This window comes from Klebsiella sp. PK18, from assembly GCF_057784655.1.
On the sequence record NZ_CM173493.1, the window covers coordinates 3,048,575 to 3,065,874 of the forward strand.

17 protein-coding genes and 1 pseudogene are annotated in these 17,300 nt (G+C 59.8%); 9 read left to right on the forward strand and 9 right to left on the reverse strand.

Annotation, left to right across the window (positions count from 1 at the left end):
* The first annotated feature begins 187 nt into the window (after window positions 1-187).
* The 3 genes from AC3EMD_RS14970 to AC3EMD_RS14980 all read left to right on the forward strand — a co-directional run bounded on the left by AC3EMD_RS14970 (window position 188) and on the right by AC3EMD_RS14980 (window position 2,443).
* Window positions 188-931 (forward strand): DeoR/GlpR family DNA-binding transcription regulator, encoded by a 744-nt coding sequence (locus tag AC3EMD_RS14970; RefSeq protein ID WP_012541956.1) that lies wholly within the window; start codon window positions 188-190, stop codon window positions 929-931.
* Window positions 894-2,012 carry an oxidoreductase gene (locus tag AC3EMD_RS14975; RefSeq protein WP_302073566.1) on the forward strand — a complete coding sequence of 373 codons (1,119 nt, stop codon included), beginning with the start codon at window positions 894-896 and terminating at the stop codon, window positions 2,010-2,012. Before AC3EMD_RS14970 ends, AC3EMD_RS14975 begins: the two co-directional genes overlap by 38 nt.
* A 236-nt stretch (window positions 2,013-2,248) precedes the next feature.
* Complete coding sequence (locus AC3EMD_RS14980; protein ID WP_061154812.1) at window positions 2,249-2,443, forward strand: hypothetical protein; 195 nt, start codon at window positions 2,249-2,251, stop codon at window positions 2,441-2,443.
* 115 nt (window positions 2,444-2,558) lie between these two features.
* Here AC3EMD_RS14980 and AC3EMD_RS14985 read toward each other — a convergent pair whose 3' ends face one another.
* Both AC3EMD_RS14985 and AC3EMD_RS14990 read right to left on the reverse strand, forming a co-directional pair.
* Window positions 2,559-3,308, reverse strand: coding sequence for a hypothetical protein (locus AC3EMD_RS14985; protein WP_110199714.1), 750 nt, complete (start codon window positions 3,306-3,308; stop codon window positions 2,559-2,561).
* A gap of 235 nt (window positions 3,309-3,543) precedes the next feature.
* Window positions 3,544-4,920, reverse strand: coding sequence for an amino acid permease (locus AC3EMD_RS14990; RefSeq protein ID WP_302073567.1), 1,377 nt, complete (start codon window positions 4,918-4,920; stop codon window positions 3,544-3,546).
* A gap of 334 nt (window positions 4,921-5,254) precedes the next feature.
* Between AC3EMD_RS14990 and AC3EMD_RS14995 the strand changes: the two genes are divergently transcribed.
* From AC3EMD_RS14995 to AC3EMD_RS15005, 3 genes are all read left to right on the forward strand, one after another.
* Entirely contained in the window at window positions 5,255-5,734 is a 480-nt protein-coding gene (locus AC3EMD_RS14995) for an Lrp/AsnC family transcriptional regulator (protein WP_008805158.1), read from the forward strand.
* A gap of 250 nt (window positions 5,735-5,984) precedes the next feature.
* Complete coding sequence (locus AC3EMD_RS15000; protein WP_002902402.1) at window positions 5,985-6,599, forward strand: YitT family protein; 615 nt, start codon at window positions 5,985-5,987, stop codon at window positions 6,597-6,599.
* A 38-nt stretch (window positions 6,600-6,637) separates the two neighbouring features.
* The gene (locus AC3EMD_RS15005) at window positions 6,638-7,837 is read left to right on the forward strand and encodes an amino acid aminotransferase (RefSeq protein WP_046621253.1); all 1,200 of its coding nucleotides are present in this window, start codon (window positions 6,638-6,640) and stop codon (window positions 7,835-7,837) included.
* Between the two features lie 44 nt (window positions 7,838-7,881).
* Here AC3EMD_RS15005 and AC3EMD_RS15010 read toward each other — a convergent pair whose 3' ends face one another.
* The 3 genes from AC3EMD_RS15010 to AC3EMD_RS15020 are packed head-to-tail and all read right to left on the reverse strand — an operon-like array spanning window position 7,882 to window position 10,371.
* Window positions 7,882-8,550, reverse strand: coding sequence for a methionine ABC transporter permease (locus AC3EMD_RS15010; RefSeq protein WP_004892563.1), 669 nt, complete (start codon window positions 8,548-8,550; stop codon window positions 7,882-7,884).
* Window positions 8,543-9,556 (reverse strand): methionine ABC transporter ATP-binding protein, encoded by a 1,014-nt coding sequence (locus AC3EMD_RS15015; protein WP_032733457.1) that lies wholly within the window; start codon window positions 9,554-9,556, stop codon window positions 8,543-8,545. Before AC3EMD_RS15015 ends, AC3EMD_RS15010 begins: the two co-directional genes overlap by 8 nt.
* A gap of 8 nt (window positions 9,557-9,564) precedes the next feature.
* Complete coding sequence (locus AC3EMD_RS15020; protein WP_101968421.1) at window positions 9,565-10,371, reverse strand: MetQ/NlpA family ABC transporter substrate-binding protein; 807 nt, start codon at window positions 10,369-10,371, stop codon at window positions 9,565-9,567.
* Window positions 10,372-10,591: 220 nt separating this feature from the next.
* Between AC3EMD_RS15020 and AC3EMD_RS15025 the strand changes: the two genes are divergently transcribed.
* On the forward strand, window positions 10,592-11,767 hold the full coding sequence (locus AC3EMD_RS15025; protein ID WP_180264307.1) for an aminotransferase class I/II-fold pyridoxal phosphate-dependent enzyme: 1,176 nt from the start codon (window positions 10,592-10,594) through the stop codon (window positions 11,765-11,767).
* A gap of 45 nt (window positions 11,768-11,812) precedes the next feature.
* Here AC3EMD_RS15025 and AC3EMD_RS15030 read toward each other — a convergent pair whose 3' ends face one another.
* On the reverse strand, window positions 11,813-12,847 hold the full coding sequence (locus AC3EMD_RS15030; RefSeq protein WP_302073568.1) for an NADP-dependent oxidoreductase: 1,035 nt from the start codon (window positions 12,845-12,847) through the stop codon (window positions 11,813-11,815).
* 88 nt (window positions 12,848-12,935) lie between these two features.
* Here AC3EMD_RS15030 and AC3EMD_RS15035 point away from each other — a divergent pair, with 88 nt between their 5' ends.
* Window positions 12,936-13,484, forward strand: coding sequence for a TetR/AcrR family transcriptional regulator (locus AC3EMD_RS15035; RefSeq protein WP_023297494.1), 549 nt, complete (start codon window positions 12,936-12,938; stop codon window positions 13,482-13,484).
* A 56-nt stretch (window positions 13,485-13,540) separates the two neighbouring features.
* Here AC3EMD_RS15035 and AC3EMD_RS15040 read toward each other — a convergent pair whose 3' ends face one another.
* Both AC3EMD_RS15040 and AC3EMD_RS15045 read right to left on the reverse strand, forming a co-directional pair.
* Window positions 13,541-14,452, reverse strand: a complete 912-nt coding sequence (locus AC3EMD_RS15040; RefSeq protein WP_302073569.1) for an NmrA/HSCARG family protein — start codon at window positions 14,450-14,452, stop codon at window positions 13,541-13,543.
* Window positions 14,445-15,315: pseudogene (locus tag AC3EMD_RS15045) on the reverse strand (MBL fold metallo-hydrolase). The gene AC3EMD_RS15040 and the pseudogene AC3EMD_RS15045 overlap by 8 nt, the downstream one beginning before the upstream one ends.
* Before the next feature lie 87 nt (window positions 15,316-15,402).
* Here AC3EMD_RS15045 and AC3EMD_RS15050 point away from each other — a divergent pair.
* On the forward strand, window positions 15,403-16,326 hold the full coding sequence (locus tag AC3EMD_RS15050; protein WP_115656328.1) for a LysR family transcriptional regulator: 924 nt from the start codon (window positions 15,403-15,405) through the stop codon (window positions 16,324-16,326).
* A 19-nt stretch (window positions 16,327-16,345) separates the two neighbouring features.
* On the opposite strand, the gene AC3EMD_RS15055 is transcribed toward AC3EMD_RS15050, so the two are convergent.
* Window positions 16,346-17,251, reverse strand: coding sequence for a LysR family transcriptional regulator (locus AC3EMD_RS15055; protein WP_049155411.1), 906 nt, complete (start codon window positions 17,249-17,251; stop codon window positions 16,346-16,348).
* Between the last annotated feature and the right edge of the window lie 49 nt (window positions 17,252-17,300).

A 17,300-nucleotide genomic window follows, 5' to 3' on the forward strand; every position in this document is an offset into this window, starting at 1 on the left:
TTGGGCTAATAGCTTCATTAAAAAGCGCTTTCGCCCCGGGTCGCGCTGCACTCCTCATTTAACGTTAAAGCGTAGTGAAATCAAGTTCTTCCCGTTTTGCCGATCTCAATGCGTCTTTCTGCGGTTTATTTTGCCACCCATTGCTGTATTATGCTGTTTATTGCGTTAATTTGCGGAGTCGCTTGCCATGCATAAGCTCGCCAGACAAAAACACATCCTCGACAGGCTGAGTGAAAACGGCCAGCTAAGCATCAGCGAACTGGTCGAAGGGCTACAGGTCTCCGCCGATACCATTCGCCGGGATCTGAGCGAACTGGAAAAACAGGGTGTCCTGCAGAAAAGCCACGGCGGCGCCATCGCTCTTAACGTCCCGGCGATGACGCGCCAGGGTCGAAACGCCCTGCTCCCCCAGACCAAGCAGCGCCTGGGTCAGCAGGTCGCCGCGCGTATCCCCCTCGGCTCGACGCTGTTTCTCGACGCCGGAAGCACGGTGCTGGCGGTCGCCGCTCAGCTTAAAGGGCCGATGACCGTGATCACGCCTTCGCTGGATATCGCCCAGCTGTTTAGCGACCGTACCGATATCCAGCTGATCCTGCTTGGCGGCCAGTGGGACAGTGAACAGCGGCTGTTCGCCGGCAGCGCTACGCTGTCGCTGGTCGCCCGCTACCGGGCCGACATCGCCATTCTCGGCGCCTGCGCGCTTCATGCCGGGCTGGGGCTGAGCGCCAGCCAGGAGGCCGATGCTGACGTGAAGCGCGCCATGCTGGCCGCCAGCGCAGAGCACTGGCTGGTGGCAGACCATACCAAAGTCAACCATTGCGAGCCGTGGCTGGTGGCCGGGCTCAGCGACATTCACCATCTTTTTCTTGATCGTCCCTGGGCTGAGCTGGGGGATGACCCCGCCCTCTCTGTACACATTGCTGACGCTTAACCGCGTGGAGAACCTGATGAGTAACAACACAATAAATATCGCCCTGATTGGCTATGGCTTCGTCGGTAAGACCTTCCACGCGCCGCTTATCCGTTCAGTGCCGGGTCTGAATCTGGCGTTCGTCGCCTCGCGCGATGAAGAGAAAGTCAAACGCGACCTGCCGGATGTCACGGTCATCGCCTCCCCGGAGGCAGCGGTTCAGCATCCGGATGTCGATCTGGTGGTCATCGCCTCCCCCAACGCCACCCACGCGCCGCTGGCCCGCCTGGCGCTGAACGCCGGCAAGCATGTGGTGGTGGACAAACCTTTTACCCTCGATATGCAGGAAGCCCGGGAGCTGATCGCCCTGGCTGAGGAGAGACAGCGCCTGCTCTCCGTCTTCCATAACCGCCGCTGGGACAGCGACTACCTGGGGATCCGTCAGGTCATTGAGCAGGGCGCCATCGGCACGGTGAAACACTTCGAGTCGCATTTTGACCGCTTCCGTCCGGAAGTCCGCGTCCGCTGGCGTGAGCAGAACGTCCCGGGCAGTGGTTTATGGTTCGATCTGGGGCCCCACCTGATCGACCAGGCGCTGCAGCTGTTTGGTTTGCCGCAGTCGGTACAAGGCAATATCGCCACCCTGCGCAACGGCGCGGAGATCAACGACTGGGCGCATGTGGTATTAAACTACCCGGCGCATAAAGCGATCCTGCACTGCAGCATGCTGGTCGCGGGCGGCTCCTCGCGCTTCACCGTGCACGGCGATAAAGGCAGCGTGATCAAAGCGCGGGCCGACCAGCAGGAGAGCCAGTTGCTGGCGGGCGTGGAGCCGGGAAGCGCCGGCTGGGGCGAGGATAACGATGCGCTGGTTGTCTATGACGCCTCGCTGCAGACCCACTCTCAGGCCACCCCGTCGGGCGATCAGCGCCAGTACTATATGCAGATCCGCGACGCGCTGAACGGTCAGATCGCCAATCCGGTGCCGCCGATTGAAGCGCTGGCGGTAATGGCCGTTCTGGAAGCGGCGGTGCGCGCTGCAGAAAGCGGCATGGTGCAGACCCTGGACCTGACCGACGACGAGCGCCACGCGCTGCGCTAATCCTGCCTGCTCTCCGGTTATCTGCGCATCCCGCAGGTAACCGGTTCTTCCAATCCACTTCAGAAAAAATCACTACTCGTCCGCAATCTAACCATCCTTTATCCTGCTTTATAGCGCAAAGCACCGCTGGAAATTTCAGCCAATTGGGAGGAGGATAGAGAGCAGTTCGATCGTGATGAGAAAAGGGTTGCTGACGCTGTGGACGCCGCGACCGCATTAATGGACAGGAGAAGCTCATGTACTACACGTTAGGAGATACCACTCTCCATTTTTATCGCTATCAGTGCAAATTTTACGTCGCCCACTGGGACGGGGGTAACGTGATGGACGACAAATTTAAACCATTTATCGAACAGATCACTGAGAAGACCGGGCTGGATGCAAAACGTGTCGAGACCGCCGCGCGCGATTATTTTACCAACGTGGATTAACATGCCGACTGGCGCTGTAGGGCGTGGATTCAGGCTGGTGCGATGAACACGCATGCTAACCCACGCTTTCGCCGCCAGGTGTTTCTCTCCTGGCGGCTTCCCTTCCCCGTCGGCCTTAAACCGTGGACAGTTTGGCCAGAATGGCGGCGAAGGCGTCATTAACGTTATCGCCGGCGAGCAGTTTTTTACGCAACGTGAAGCTTCTGCCGCTGGAACGGATCCGTAGCCGAACTTTCGCATCATTGTTCCCGCGCTCAGCCAGCACAACGTCACCTAACGGAATAACGTAGGTATCGGCATAGAGCCCCGGTGTAAATATCATCGACTCGCCGCTCACGCCAATCACCACCCGATTCTGCAGACGATAGCCATTGCACAGCGCAACAATGCCGGCGGCAATAAATACCCCACCAATACCCATGCCAATCATTAAGATAATAATGCCGACGATGAGCGCCAGCGCCCCCTGCGGATAAAAACCGGATGCATTAAAGGTTAATAGCTGGTGATTATCGTCGCGGCCCATCGCCCCGGTTGTTGACCGCCACGGGGTAAAACCGGCGTTAATCCGCGTTTGAAAGCTGAACATACAGCCAACCAGAAAGATCATGCTGGCGGGCACCATCACGATACCGCCAATAAACGCCAGCACGATGGCCAGATAAGGATAGCGGCCCGACAACATAATACTGACGGCCTGAACCACCACGGCGATAAACAGAGCGAGCACCAGCCAGGACCACATGCTGTCCGCCCGATGATGAAAGTTCAGCTGTCCATCATCGAGTAATAAATTTCGCGCGACAAAACAGATAATAATATTGACGAACAGGCCTATCCAGACCAGTTTATGAACATGCTTCATCCCATACTCCATTATGTATTTTACTATTCCATTCGGTGGCATTATAAAATAAACCTGAATGCCGTCGGGATATTACCAAAGCGCCACGCAAGATCAATAAAAAGCATGTTCATGTCATCTATTCCCAGATTAACATGTCCGGTTATCATTTATAGGAATTATAAAATCCACTAGAAGTATTGACGTTATTTTCACGATGAGAATATCACCCTGCCGCCCGGCAGGGTGTTGGCGATTAACCTTCTTTCATCGCCACCAGCGCCGGGGGGCTTTTCTTCCGCAGCAGATAGCCTGCGGCGAGGATCAGCAGCCATACCGGGATCAGGCAGACGGAGATGCGGATGTCGGGAGTCAGATACATCACCACGAGGATCCCGGCGAGAAACAGCAGGCACAGCCAGTTAGTCAGGGGATAGCCGAGGCTTTGGAAGGCCGTTACCTTCCCGGCCCGCTGCATAGCGCGACGAAACTTAAGATGGGTGATGCAGATCATCGCCCAGTTAATCACCAGGGCCGCCACCACCAGCGCCATCAGCAGGCCAAACGCTTTACCAGGCATCACATAGTTAATCACCACGCAAAGCGCCGTGGCGACGGCGGATACCGCCAGCGCGGTCAACGGGATCCCCCGGCGGTTAACCCGCAGCAGCGCCCGAGGAGCATTGCCCTGCTGAGCCAGGCCGAACAGCATCCGGCTGTTGCAGTACACACAGCTGTTATAGACCGACAGCGCGGCGGTGAGCACCACCAGATTGAGAGCGTTGGCCACAATATTGCTGTCAATGGCATGAAAGATCAGCACAAAGGGGCTGCCCCCCTCCACGACGTTACGCCAGGGGTAGAGTGACAGCAGGACCGCCAGCGACCCCACATAAAACAGCAGAATGCGATAGATCACCTGGTTGGTGGCTTTAGGAATGGTTTTATGCGGTTCGTCGGCTTCCGCCGCGGTGATCCCCACCAGCTCAAGCCCGCCGAAGGAGAACATGATTACCGCCATCGCCATTACTAAGCCCGTGATACCGTTAGGGAAAAATCCCCCGTCCTGCCACAGGTTGGCCACCGTCGCCGCCGGGCCGCCGTGGCCGCTAAATAACAGATAGCTGCCAAAGGCGATCATGCTGATGATGGCGGCCACTTTGACAATCGAGAACCAAAACTCCAGCTCGCCATACACTTTGACATTCGTCAGGTTGATGGCGTTGATCGCCACGAAGAAGATCGCCGCCGACAGCCAGGCGGGTACTTCCGGCCACCAGTACTGAATATAGATCCCCACCGCCGTCAGCTCCGCCATGCTCACCAGCACATACAACACCCAGTAATTCCAGCCGGACATAAACCCGGCGAAAGGCCCCCAGTAGCGGTTGGCGAAATGGCTGAACGACCCCGCCACCGGCTCCTCTACCACCATCTCGCCAAGTTGTCGCATGATGAAGAAGGCGATCGCTCCGGCGATGGCGTAGCCCAGCAGGACCGAGGGGCCTGCCATACGGATCGTCTGCGCGATACCTAAAAACAGTCCGGTGCCGACCGCGCCCCCGAGGGCGATCAACTGGATGTGGCGGTTTTTTAACCCACGTTTTAACTGATGCTCTTGCTGCGTTGTCATCTCTGACCTGCCCCTGTCTGTAAAAAAGTCACCTTCGGCGATAGCAACTTTTAGGCCAGGGCGCAGCATCCCGCCATAAGAGCAAGAGCAATATATTGAATTTTATTAAAATATTATTTATCCGTCTGCTCTGGGGCGTGAGTCATGCGCCGCCAGGCCAAACATAACGCGCAATAAACCGCCTGAAATCGCACAGTTCATGAGAAAAATAGCCTCCTCATGCATAAAGCTGACCCGTTTTGGTGCGCCGGCGTCGCCGCCCTGTCGTCAGACTTCACGGCGGGCAAAAAGCTGTTAGGCTGTTAACCACTCTGACGTTCCACTAGTGGCCACCATGTACAACATCGACGACTATGATTTGAAAATTCTCACCCTGCTGCAGGCCAATGGCCGTTTGACCAATCAGGAACTGAGCGATCTCATCGGCCTGTCCGCCTCCCAGTGTTCACGGCGCCGCATCGCCCTTGAACAGGCGCAGCTTATCCTCGGCTATCATGCGCGGCTGGCGCCGGATGCTGCCGGGCAGGAAATGCTGGGCCTGATAGAAGTGCGCTTGCTGAATCACACCCCACAATGCGTGGAGAGCTTTCACCAGATGCTCAGTGAAGTGGACGCCATCCTGGACGCCTGGAAAACCACCGGCGACGCCGATTATCTGCTGCGGGTGACGGTCCCGGACCTGCCCGGTCTGAGCCATTTGATCAGCCATATTCTGGCGCAAAACAAAGGGGTCGCCCACCTGAAAACCGCGGTGATACTCAACCGCCTTAAAGAGAATGGCCAGCTGATGCCGGGCCCGGATCCGCTGCGCTGAATCAGGGCATGATGCCCTGCGCTGGTGCAAACGCAGGGTTAGTCAATGCATCACAGCGTGATAATTTGCACGGTTTGCGCAATGTAATGCAGAAAATCGCATGAGTCGTGCAATTTTCTCTTTTTGGCATAACAATACGTTAGGCTGAATAGCGCCTGTTTTTTCCGCAAACGATCGCCCGGCCCCCTCCTCTGGTGCGATTTTTGCAAACAAGGACTTATCCTTGTTAACGAAAAGATAGTGCTTATTTATGGATAATATCCTTTCCCCCGAAAAACTGACCCACACCTGGCTGGAGGATACCCTGGCGCTGTTGTTCGGCACGCTGATGATCTCCTTTGGCATTATTTTATTTCGCCAGGCCGGTGCCCTGACCGGCGGAACGGCAGGTATGGCCTTTCTGATCCACTATGCCACCCACCTGCCGTTTGGCGTGGTCTTCTTCGTCATTAACCTGCCTTTCTATTGGCTCTCCGTCCGGCGGATGGGCGCCGCCTTCACGCTAAAAACCTTCTGCGCGGTCGGACTGGTGTCCCTGTTCTCTGACCTGCACGGTTACTTTATTCATGTCGATCGCCTGAACCCCTATTACGCCACCCTCTTCGGCAACATCATGGTCGGCATCGGCTTTGTGGTGCTGTTTCGCCATAAAGCGAGCCTCGGCGGCGTTAATATTCTGGCCCTCTATCTGCAGGACAAAAGCGGCATTCGCGCCGGTAAATTCCAGATGGTGGTTGACGCCTGCATCGTCACCGCCTCGCTGTGGGTAGTAAGCCTGCCGATGCTGCTGGTCTCTATCCTCGGCGCCGTGATTTTGAATTCGATTATCGCCATGAACCACCGTCCCGGACGCTACGCGGTGTAATGGCTTCACCTTTGACGGTCATTCCAGGAGTAACCACTGTGTTTCAGAACGTTGACGCCTATGCGGGCGATCCTATCCTGTCGCTGATGGAAGCCTTTCAACAGGATCCCCGGGCAGACAAAGTTAACCTCAGCATCGGGCTGTACTATAACGAGCAGGCCATTATTCCCCAGCTGGAGGCGGTCCGTCAGGCCGCTGACCGGCTGCAGAGTCAGCAGCAAAAGGCCAGCCTTTATCTGCCGATGGAGGGGCTGGCGCCCTATCGCCGCGCGGTCCAGACCCTGCTGTTTGGCGACAATCATCCGGCGTTGCGTGCCGGACGCATCGCCACCATCCAGACGCTGGGGGGCTCCGGCGCGCTAAAGGTGGGCGCTGATTTCCTCAAGCGCTACTTCCCCGACTCCGCGGTCTGGGTCAGCGATCCAACCTGGGAGAACCACGTTGCCATCTTTGCCGGCGCCGGCTTTGAGGTACATACCTATCCCTGGTTCGACAGCGCCACCCGCGGGGTGAATTTCCCCGCTATGCTCGCCGCCCTCCAGCAGCTGCCGCCGCGCAGCATTGTGCTGCTTCACCCTTGCTGCCATAACCCGACGGGGGCCGATCTCACCCGCGAGCAGTGGGATCGCGTGATTGAGGTGCTGATCGCCCGGGAGCTGATCCCATTCCTTGATATCGCCTACCAGGGCTTCGGCCGCGGACTGGACGAGGATGCCTATGCCATTCGCGCCATCGCCAGCGCCGGGCTGACGGCGCTGGTCAGCAACTCGTTTTCCAAGATATTTTCGCTGTATGGCGAGCGGGTTGGCGGCCTGTCAGTGGTCTGCGACAATGCCGATATCGCCGGGCGCGTGCTGGGCCAGCTGAAAGCCACCGTGCGGCGCAACTACTCCAGCCCGCCGGGGTTTGGCGCCCAGGTGGTATCGCAGGTGCTCAACGCTCCCGCGCTGAACGCCTTGTGGCAGGAAGAAGTGGAAGCCATGCGCACCCGCATCAGCGCCATGCGCGTCGCGCTGGTGACGGCCCTGCAGGCCGCCCAGCCGGAGGGTGATTTTTCCTATCTGCTGACCCAGCGCGGCATGTTCAGTTATACCGGCTTTAGCACCCGGCAGGTGGACATCCTGCGTGAAGAGCACGGCATTTACCTGATCGCCAGCGGTCGGGTCTGCGTGGCCGGGCTCAACCACGGGAATATTGCGCGAGTCGCCCATGCCTTTGCCGCGGTCTCCACGCGCTAAGCCGCTGTCCCGCGAACCGCGGTTACCCCGCGGCGGGACGACGGTTATTCGCGACGCAGTCGGCGAGCCAGGCGGGTGCCCAGCGTCTGAATGAGCTGGACAATCACAATCAGCACCAGGGCGGTGGTGAGGGTGGCAAAGGCGTCGAAGCGCTGATAGCCATAGGTGATCGCCAGGTCGCCAATACCGCCGCCGCCCACCGTTCCTGCCATGGCGGTCGCACCAAGCAGGCCGATGGTCGCCGTGGTAAGGGCCAGAATCAGCGACGCTGCCGCCTCCGGCAGCATAAAATGCCAGACCGTCTGCAGGGGGGTTGCGCCCATCGCATCCGCGGCTTCGAGGATCCCCTCATCCACCTCCAGCAGTGAGCTCTCCACCAGCCGGGCAATGTAGGGGGCGACAAAAACGATCAGCGGCACGATGGCCCCCGCGGTGCCGATAGTGGTGCCCACCAGCAGTCGGGTAAAGGGCAGGATCACAATCAGCAAAATGATAAACGGCAGCGAACGCAGCACGTTAATCAGCGGATTCAGCGCCTGATGCACCACCGGGTTGGCCACGATGCCGCCAGGACGGCAAACCACCAGCACAATCCCTAACGGTACGCCGATCAGCGCGCCAAAGCCCAGCGAGACGGCGACCATAATCAGCGTGTCATGCAGCGCCAGCAGAAACTGATCGCCGGTAATGGCGGTATCAATAAGATCAAACATGGGTGATTTTCACTCCTGCATCGGCCAGATGGGTGATGGCGCGGTCGGTTTCGTCAGGCTCGCCGAGGAGTTGCACAATCATAAATCCCAGAATCCGGCCCTGAACTTCAGACATGCTGGCAAACAGGATATTCACCTCGACAGCATACTCGCGGATCAGGTGGTTAATGATCGGCTGCTGCGCCGTCGCGCCGATAAATTCGAGGCGTATAGCCCGGGCGCCGTTATCGCGCTGCAGGAGCGACGCCACCCGCTGCGGCAGACGATCGTGCACCACCGACTGCACGAAACTGGCCGTTACCGGATGCTGCGGCTGGGCAAAGAGGTCGAAAACCGTCCCCTGCTCAACGATACGGCCCGCCTGCATCACCGCCACCTTGTGACAGATTTTCTGGATCACCGACATCTCATGGGTGATCAGTACAATGGTGATGCCATAGCGGCGATTAATCTCCTGCAAGAGCAGTAAGATCTGCACCGTGGTGTGAGGATCGAGCGCCGAGGTGGCTTCATCGCACAGCAGCACCGACGGGTTGGTGGCGAGCGCCCGGGCAATACCGACCCGCTGCTTTTGTCCACCCGACAGCTCATTAGGGTAGCTGTGGATTTTGTCGCTCAGATCGACGAACGCCAGCAGTTCCGCCACCCGCGCCTGGATAAAGGCCTTGTCGCGGCCTTGTAAAATCAGCGGGATGGCGATGTTATGGAAAACGGTTTTCGAATTCAGCAGATTAAAATTCTGAAAGATCATGCCGATATCTTTTTTGATGGCCTGCAGGCGCTGGCCGCTGCAGGCCTGTAGCGGCTCGCCGTTTAACAGCACCTCGCCCTCGCCAGGCGTTTCCAGACGATTAATCAGCCGTAATAAGGTGCTTTTTCCTGCCCCGCTGTAGCCAATAATGCCGAAAATATCGCCTCGTTCAATGCTGAGATTAATATCCTGCAAGGCCAGAACCGGATGTCCTTTCCTGAAAAAGCTTTTACTGACGTGGCGAAACTCTATCATCGCGTTATTCATTTTAAATAATCAGGAAGCAGGTAACCATCATACTGTGGATGGCTGAGAATATATTTTTTGAAATCGGCAGAGTGGTAGCCATCGATAATATCTTTGGCAAACTGCGCCTTCTGATTTTTACCGGCGACGGTCACAACATTAATAAAATGGCTGGTGGCTGCCTCCAGCTTTAATGCCGAGGTCAGGGACATACCGCTGGAGACGGCGAAATTGCCCTGAATCAGGCCATAGTCGACGTCCGGCAGAGCGCGAACCTGCTGGGCATTATCCATCTCTTTGAGGACAATTTTGTAGGGATTATCAACGATATTGCGCTGCGAAAAGGTGGCGGGGTCGCTGTCCGGTTTGACCTTCACCCAGCCCAGGCTCTGCAGCACCAGCACCGCGCGATATTCGTTTGACGGCTGGTTCGGTACCGACACGACGGTCCCTGCCGCCGGAGTGCCCAGGGTGGTCAGTTTACCGCCGTACAGCCCCATCGGCGGCGTGGGGACCTGCACAATGCCCACGTTATCAATCCCCAGCCGCTCATTGATCGCTTTCAGATATACCGGATGCTGCATAATATTCGCTTCGATATCCCCGCGGGCTACCGCGTCATTCACCTGAATACCGTCGCTGAAATCCTTATATTCGATTTTATAGCCTTTACTCAATAAATAGGGCGCAACGCCTTTCTCAAATTGTTCTTTGTACGGCCCGGGGTTAAAGCCGACGCGAATAAGATGTTCGTCGGCGGCGGCATAAAAAGAGGTGGCCGACAACAGGGCGAGAGTCACCCCGAGCGCAACTGACTTGTTCATAAGGTATTTTCCTGGAAGGTTGGCGATATTGAGCGATTAAATCACAGCCGACTGTGGGTTGTAAGCCAGAACGCCGGATTTCCTTTTGCTAATTCCTCATTAACTTTTGCTATATCGACATATCCTAAAAACAAGAATCCTTTGCGTTTTTTGTTATTTAGCCAGGCGCAATAAATCCCTTAAAGATGGCTAATTATTCGTGACTTAAACCGGGAATGTTATGCCTGATTTTACTGCTTCGCCGCTGGTGGACGCGCTGGAAGAGAATCTGTTCAGCTTGCTGGAAAAACTGGCCGCGGAGGTAAACACCGAAGCGCTGCCGCTGATCGATCTTTCCAGCGGCAGTCCGGATCAACCCACTCCGCCGGAAGTGATTGACTCGCTGCAGAGCGCCATTCATCGTCGTGAAAACCATGGCTACCCGTCGTTCTGGGGCAAACCGCAGGTCCGCGAGGCGATCGCCCAGTTCTACCGCCGGCAGTATGATGTGGAACTCGATCCGCACAGCGAAGTCGCCGTGTTTCAGGGTTCGCATATCGGCATTGGCGGCATCCCGCGGGCGCTGCTCAGCCCCGGTCAATATCTGATCTCCACCGATCCCTGCTATCCGATTTACCGCTCAGCGGCGCTGCAGTCCCAGGCAACGTTTTATGGCCTGCCGCTCAGGGCGGAGAACCATTTCCTGCCGGATTTTAACGACCTCCCCCGGGAGGTCGCTGACAAGGCCGGGCTGGTGGTGCTTAACTACCCGCATAATCCAACCGGCGCCCTCGCCACGCCGGCGCTGTTCGCCAGCGCTCTGCAATTTGCCCGTCGTCACCAGGTGCCGATCCTCCATGATTTTGCCTATGCGGCCATCGGCAGCGCAGCCAGCGATGCGCCGCTGAGCCTCTTCTCCCAGCCCGACGCGAAAGCATGGGGAGTGGAAACCTATACTTTTTCCAAGACCTTTAATATGGCCGGCTGGCGCTTCGGCTTCGCGGTCGGCAACGCCTCGATTATCCGGGCGTTTAAAAAGCTGCACACCCATAGCTACAGCACGGTGTTTGGCGCGATTCAGGATGCGGCGATCGCCGCGCTCAACCTGCCGGCCGAACGGATTGCGCAGCTGACGGCGGTCTATCATCAACGTCGGGAGTGGGTTCTGCGTCGACTGGCTGCGCTGCGCTGGCCGGCGCGTGCCGCACAAGGCACTTTCTTCCTCTGGCTCGGCGTGCCGCCCGGCTACCGTTCGCAGGCGTTTGCCCGCCTGCTGCTGCAGGAAGCGCATATTCTGGTGGCGCCCGGCACTGGTTTTGGCGAAGGGGGTGAAGGGTTTATTCGCATCAGCCTCACGGCAGGCGACGACGCGCTGAGCAACGCGCTGGACCGTCTCGCCCGGCTGGCGCTGTTTTAGTCCGCCGCCGGGAGAAGTGAAAACACGTAACTCTCGCCGCCGGGGTTACTCCGCTGACGAGTCCATCACCGACAGCACAATTTTGCCCTGCAGACGACCTTGCACCGCTCGCTCGTGCGCCATCTGCGCCTGCGCAAGGGGGAAAACGCTGTCAATCGCCACCCGGATGACCCCGGCGTCCAGCAGGTCGGCAAGCCGGGCGAGCTGTGCGCCGCTGGAGCGTACCTGGGTGGTCGAGACCGTCACTCCGCGCTGTCGCGCCTCTTCCGCCCCGGCAAAACCGAGCGGAAAGACCGGGTACAGCGCGCCGCCGGGCCGCAGGGTACGCAGAAAACGGCCGCTGGCCGGCCCGCCCGGGGCATCGATGACCAGATCCAGGTCACGCACCGCCTCCTCAACGGCAGTGGTCGTATAGTCGATAAAAGCATCGGCGCCGAGCTGACGCAAAAAGGCTTCATGGCGGCCCGCGGCGACGGCAATCACCTCGGCGCCCTGCCACTTCGCCAGCTGCACGGCGAAATGACCAACGCCGCCCGCCGCGCCGTTGACCAGGACGAGTTTACCCGCCAGCGACACCGGCCGATGCGGCTCCGGCTGCAGCGGATTCGCCACCTCATGCCCGGGATCGATCATGAACTGCCAGGCGGTGAGGAGTGACATCGGCACCGCGGCGGCCTGCTGATGGCTCAGGGTTAGGGGTTTGCGGGCCAGGTTGCTGACCGGCACGCTAACGTACTCGGCATAAGCGCGGCTGCCCCCTGCCGCCCCTTCGGGAAAACGCGCCATGGCGTAGACTTCGTCGCCGACCGCCACCTCCCGGACGTCATCCGCCCGCGCCACCACCACCCCGGAGAGATCGGTCCCGAGGATCAAGGGAAAGCGGACCTCGGGCCGCCATTCCGGGGGCAGCTGTTGATAGCCATCGCGCAGATAGCTGTCCGGTGGGTTCACGCCCACCGCGTGCACCTGCACCAGCACCTCGCCGGCCTGCAGCACCGGCAGTGGCGCATCCTCATAGTGCAGGACTTCCGGCCCGCCAAAGGCGTGCTGTTGAACGGCTTTCATCATCTGCGTCGACATCGCTTTCTCCTCATATGGAAATGCGTTATATTTAACGGAGCACTGTTCCGAATATATGGAGCAGTGCTCCGATTGTCAAGGAACGCCAATGAGAGCTGATGCCAGAAAAAATTATGATCTGTTGATCGACGTGGCCCGGGAAGTGTTTGTGGAGCAAGGCGCCGAGGCCTCGCTGCGCGATATCGCCCGCCGGGCGGGCGTCGGAATGGGAACCCTCTACCGCCACTTTCCCAACCGCGACAGCCTGCTGGAAGCCCTGCTCCGCAGCCGCTTTGCGGCGCTAACCGCCCGGGCTGAGTCGCTTCTGCTCGTCGCCGATCCTGCCGCGGCGCTGCTGGAGTGGCTGGCCGAGAGCGTGGCGTTTACCCATCAGCATCGCGGGATCATCGCCCCGCTGATGAGCGCCATCGACGATCCTGAGTCCGCCCTGCACAGCGCCTGCGTTGCCCTGCGCGCCGCCGGTACGTCGCTGCTGACCCGCGCGCAGCAGGCCGGGCAGGCACGGCCAGATCTCAGCGGAGACGAACTGTTCGATCTGATTGCCGCGCTTGCCTGGCTGCGGGAGCAGCCCTCCCATGCCCCGCGCGCAGAGCGGATTTTAGCGGTGCTGGCCGACGCGATCCTGACTGCCGCCTAGCGGCGGCCAGCCACCGACGAGACAGCGCGCCTCGAGAGTGACCGGTACGCCCGCCTTTAACGATTAAACGCCCAGTTGGCCCCGCTGGTCAGCGCCCGCTCGAAGGCGGGACGGCCAGGGCCGGACAGCCAGCCGGCGAAGGTGTGCAGCTGCGGGTGCAGCTGGCGCATGGCGTTGAGGTCGGCGTGCCCGGCCAGCCGCCCGTCGTCCACCAGCCCGGTCAGCTTGTGCAGAAAAGGACTGGCAGCCAGCACCTCATCGGAAAATCGCGAATAGGGGATCGGCCGTCCCGCCGCCGCGGAGAATAACCCCTCCAGCTGACGGCCGGTCACGCTGTCGCTGGCGATCTCAAACGTCTTGCCGGCAAAACGCGCTGGCGCGGCAAAAACCGCCGCGACAAGATGGCCGATATCCTCCACCGCCAGCACCTGCATCCTCCCCTCCGGCAGCATAAAAAAGTGAAAATGACCTTCATCAAGGCCAAAACCGGGCATCACCAGCAGCTCCATAAAGGTGGCGGGACGCACGATGGTCGCCGCCAGCGGCAGGCGGCGGGTATGCCGTTCAATTTCCGCTTTGGTGTCATAATGCGCTACGCCGGTGGGCGTCTCCCCCGCCGCGCTGCCGGAGCTGTACACCAGATGCTTCACCCCGCACTCGACGGCGAGATCGGCGATGGTTATCCCGTAGCGTACCTCCTGCTCATCGGTCACCGTCCCTCCCGGCGAACTGGGCTGGACGCTGAAGACGCCGTCGACCCCGGCCATTGCCGATCGCATTGCCGCCCGGTCTTCAAAGGTACCCACCACCAGCTCGGCTCCCCGTGCCGCCAGCGCGACGGCCCCGGCGGAGAAAGGATCCCTGACCAGCGCCCGAACCCGCCAGCCGCGGTGCAGCAGCGCCCGCGCCACCGAGCCGCCCTGCTGACCGGTGGCGCCAAAAATCAACACGCTTTGCGCATTATTCATCACTGTTTCCCCTTATCTGCAGCCTGTTGCCCGGCCTCTCGCCAGCGATAGTCACCTTGCTTATCCTCCTCCAGCCAGCCGCAGGAAGGCCCGGCAAAATGCCCGGTGAACCATTGAGCATGATGGCTTGCCCCCCACGCCATCATCTTCCGTCGGGAGGCTTCCGCCTGCCGGGGATCGCCGCAGAACGCTGAATTCCACTGCGGATGGGCAAACTGGAGCGGGGAATGAAGGAGATCGCCGGAGAAACAGGCGTAATCATCTCCGGCGGCGAGGATCAGCGCGGCATGGTCCGGACTGTGGCCGGGGGTGGGCACAAAGGCGATCCGCCCGCCGACCCGCGGCCGGGCCGCCACATCGACGGTTTCCAGCAGGCCGGCCTCGATCACCGGCAGCAGGCTGTCGAGCCACAGCGCCCGGTAGCGTTCGCTGTTTTTCACCCGCGTCAGCTCTTTTGCCGAGCACAGGTAGCGGGCGTTGGGGAACAGCGGCACCCAGCGATCGTCCTGCCAGACGGTATTCCATCCGACATGGTCGGTATGCAGGTGGGTCAGTAGCACCAGGGTCACGTCCTCCGGGTTCACTCCCGCGGCGCGGAGATTCTCCAGATACGGCGTGTTAAGTTGATGATAGAGCGGATTGCCGCCGCGCTCCCGACCGTTGCCGGTGGCGGTATCGATAACAATCAGATCGTGGGGAGTCTGCACCACCCAGCTGTGGATTGACAGCGCAATCGGCTGAATAACGGCCTCCGCCTCCGCTACCGGGAACGCCTCTGGATAGAGCGCCGCTGGCTGCAGGGTAATCTCGCGCTCCGGCACTTTGAAAATCAGGCTATCGCCTGTCTGGTAAGTTTGCATCACACCCTCCGCGCGCATTGCGCTGGTTGATTTATCGGGGTGAGATTCACTATGCTGCCGGGATAACCCACATTCAAATTGATTATCATAATGAAGAAAATCATTGAAAATGATTTTAGTCGTATCGATCTGAATCTGTTGACGGTCTTGATGGTGCTGTACCGCGAAGCGAGCGTCACCCGCACCGCAGAGGTGCTGCATCTTGGCCAGCCGGCCATCAGCGGGGCGCTGAAGCGGCTGCGCGAGATGTTTGACGACCCGCTGTTCGTGCGCAGCGCCAGAGGCATGCTGCCGACGCCGCGGGCGCAAGCGCTGATGACCGACCTGCAGCCGCTGATGGAAAACCTGCATTCGGCGATGTTTGGCGCCGGGGAGTTCGTCCCGGCGCGCGCACAGCAGCTTTTTCGCATCGGCCTCAGCGACTGGAGCGAACACTGGCTGATACCCCAGCTGTTACCCGGGCTGATGCAGGAGGCGCCCGGGGTCTCACTGCAGTCGATAGCCGCCGACCCCTTCCAGGTTCGCCAGCTGCTGGAGGAGGAGCGCATTGATGTCGCGGTGTCTGTCAACAAACAGAGCCGCGGGGAGGTGGTCAGCGAGCCAGTGATGACCATGGGAGTCACCACCCTGTGGTCGCCGCAGCAGATCCCCTGTCGCGGGCCGCTGTCGGTGAGCGACTTTGTCGCCTGGGAACACGTGATGGTGGCCTATCGCGAAACCGGCCACGGTGAAATTGACCGCCAGCTCGCCAGCCAGGGACTCGCGCGGCGCGTGCGCTTTGCCACGCAGAATTTCTCCACCTTTCCCCTGCTGCTGACCACCCTGCCGCTGTTCGCCACCGTCCCGCAGGGGCTGGCGCAGCGCTGGCAGGCGCAGTATGCGCTGCGCGCGGACGCTCCGCCGGTAGCGTATCCGGAATTTACGCTGTGCATTTTGCGGCACAAACGCCGGGCGCAGGATCCGGCGCTGAACTGGCTGGTGGCGAAGTTAAAACAGGCCATGCGCGGTCAATAACCGGGCCGATGCCCCGGCATCAGGCCTCGCTGAGCGGGGGTTGCAGAACGTGCCTGCTCCAGTCATAAAACGCGCGCACCGCCGGCGGCAGATAGCGGTTTTGCGGATAGACCAGCGACAAGGGAAGATCAAAAGCGGCCTGCTCCAGACAGGCGACCAGCGCGCCGCTCTGCAGATAAGGTTGCGCCAGATAGCTGGCGACGCGGATCAGGCCCAGCCCCTGAATGCCCGCCTGAATGTAGGCATCGGTATCGTCGACCACCAGCGTCTCCTGCATACGGATCGCGCAGTCGCCGTCATCGAGGGAGAAAAGCCAGTCGATGGTCCGCCCGGTACGGTGGTTCAGGTAGCCCACCGCCCGGTGGTGGTGCAGATCGTCGATGCTCTGCGGCCGGCCGTGGGCCGCGAGCCAGGCCGGCGAGGCGAGGACCATCCAGCGGTAGCGGGCCAGAGGACGCGCCACCAGGGTGGTGGAATCTTCGATCCGCCCGGTACGGATCACGCAGTCGAATCCCTCCTGAATAATATCTTCCACGTTGTCGCTTGAGCAGAGGATCAGCTCCAGGTCGGGATACTGCTGCAAAAACTCGCCGATCCTCGGCAGAATGCAGTGGCGGGCAAGGGATTGCGGCATCCCCACTTTGAATCGCCCGGCGGGCTGAGCCGAGCGCCCGGGAAAAGAGGCTTCCATCGCCGCCATCTCGGCCAGCAGCCTTTTACACTCCTCATAATACCGGCGACCCTCCGCCGTCACGCTGAGCTTGCGGGTGGTGCGCTGGAGAAGCTGCGCCCCGAGCCAGGCTTCCAGCTCCTTCACCACCCGCGATACCGTGGAGCGCGGCTGCCCGAGCACCTCCGCCGCACGGGCGAAGCTGTGGGCATCCACAACCGCAACATACAACTGCATGGCATCCAGTCTGTCCATTTCGTACTCCCCCGGCAATTATTATCCCATTATCACGAACAGTCTAACC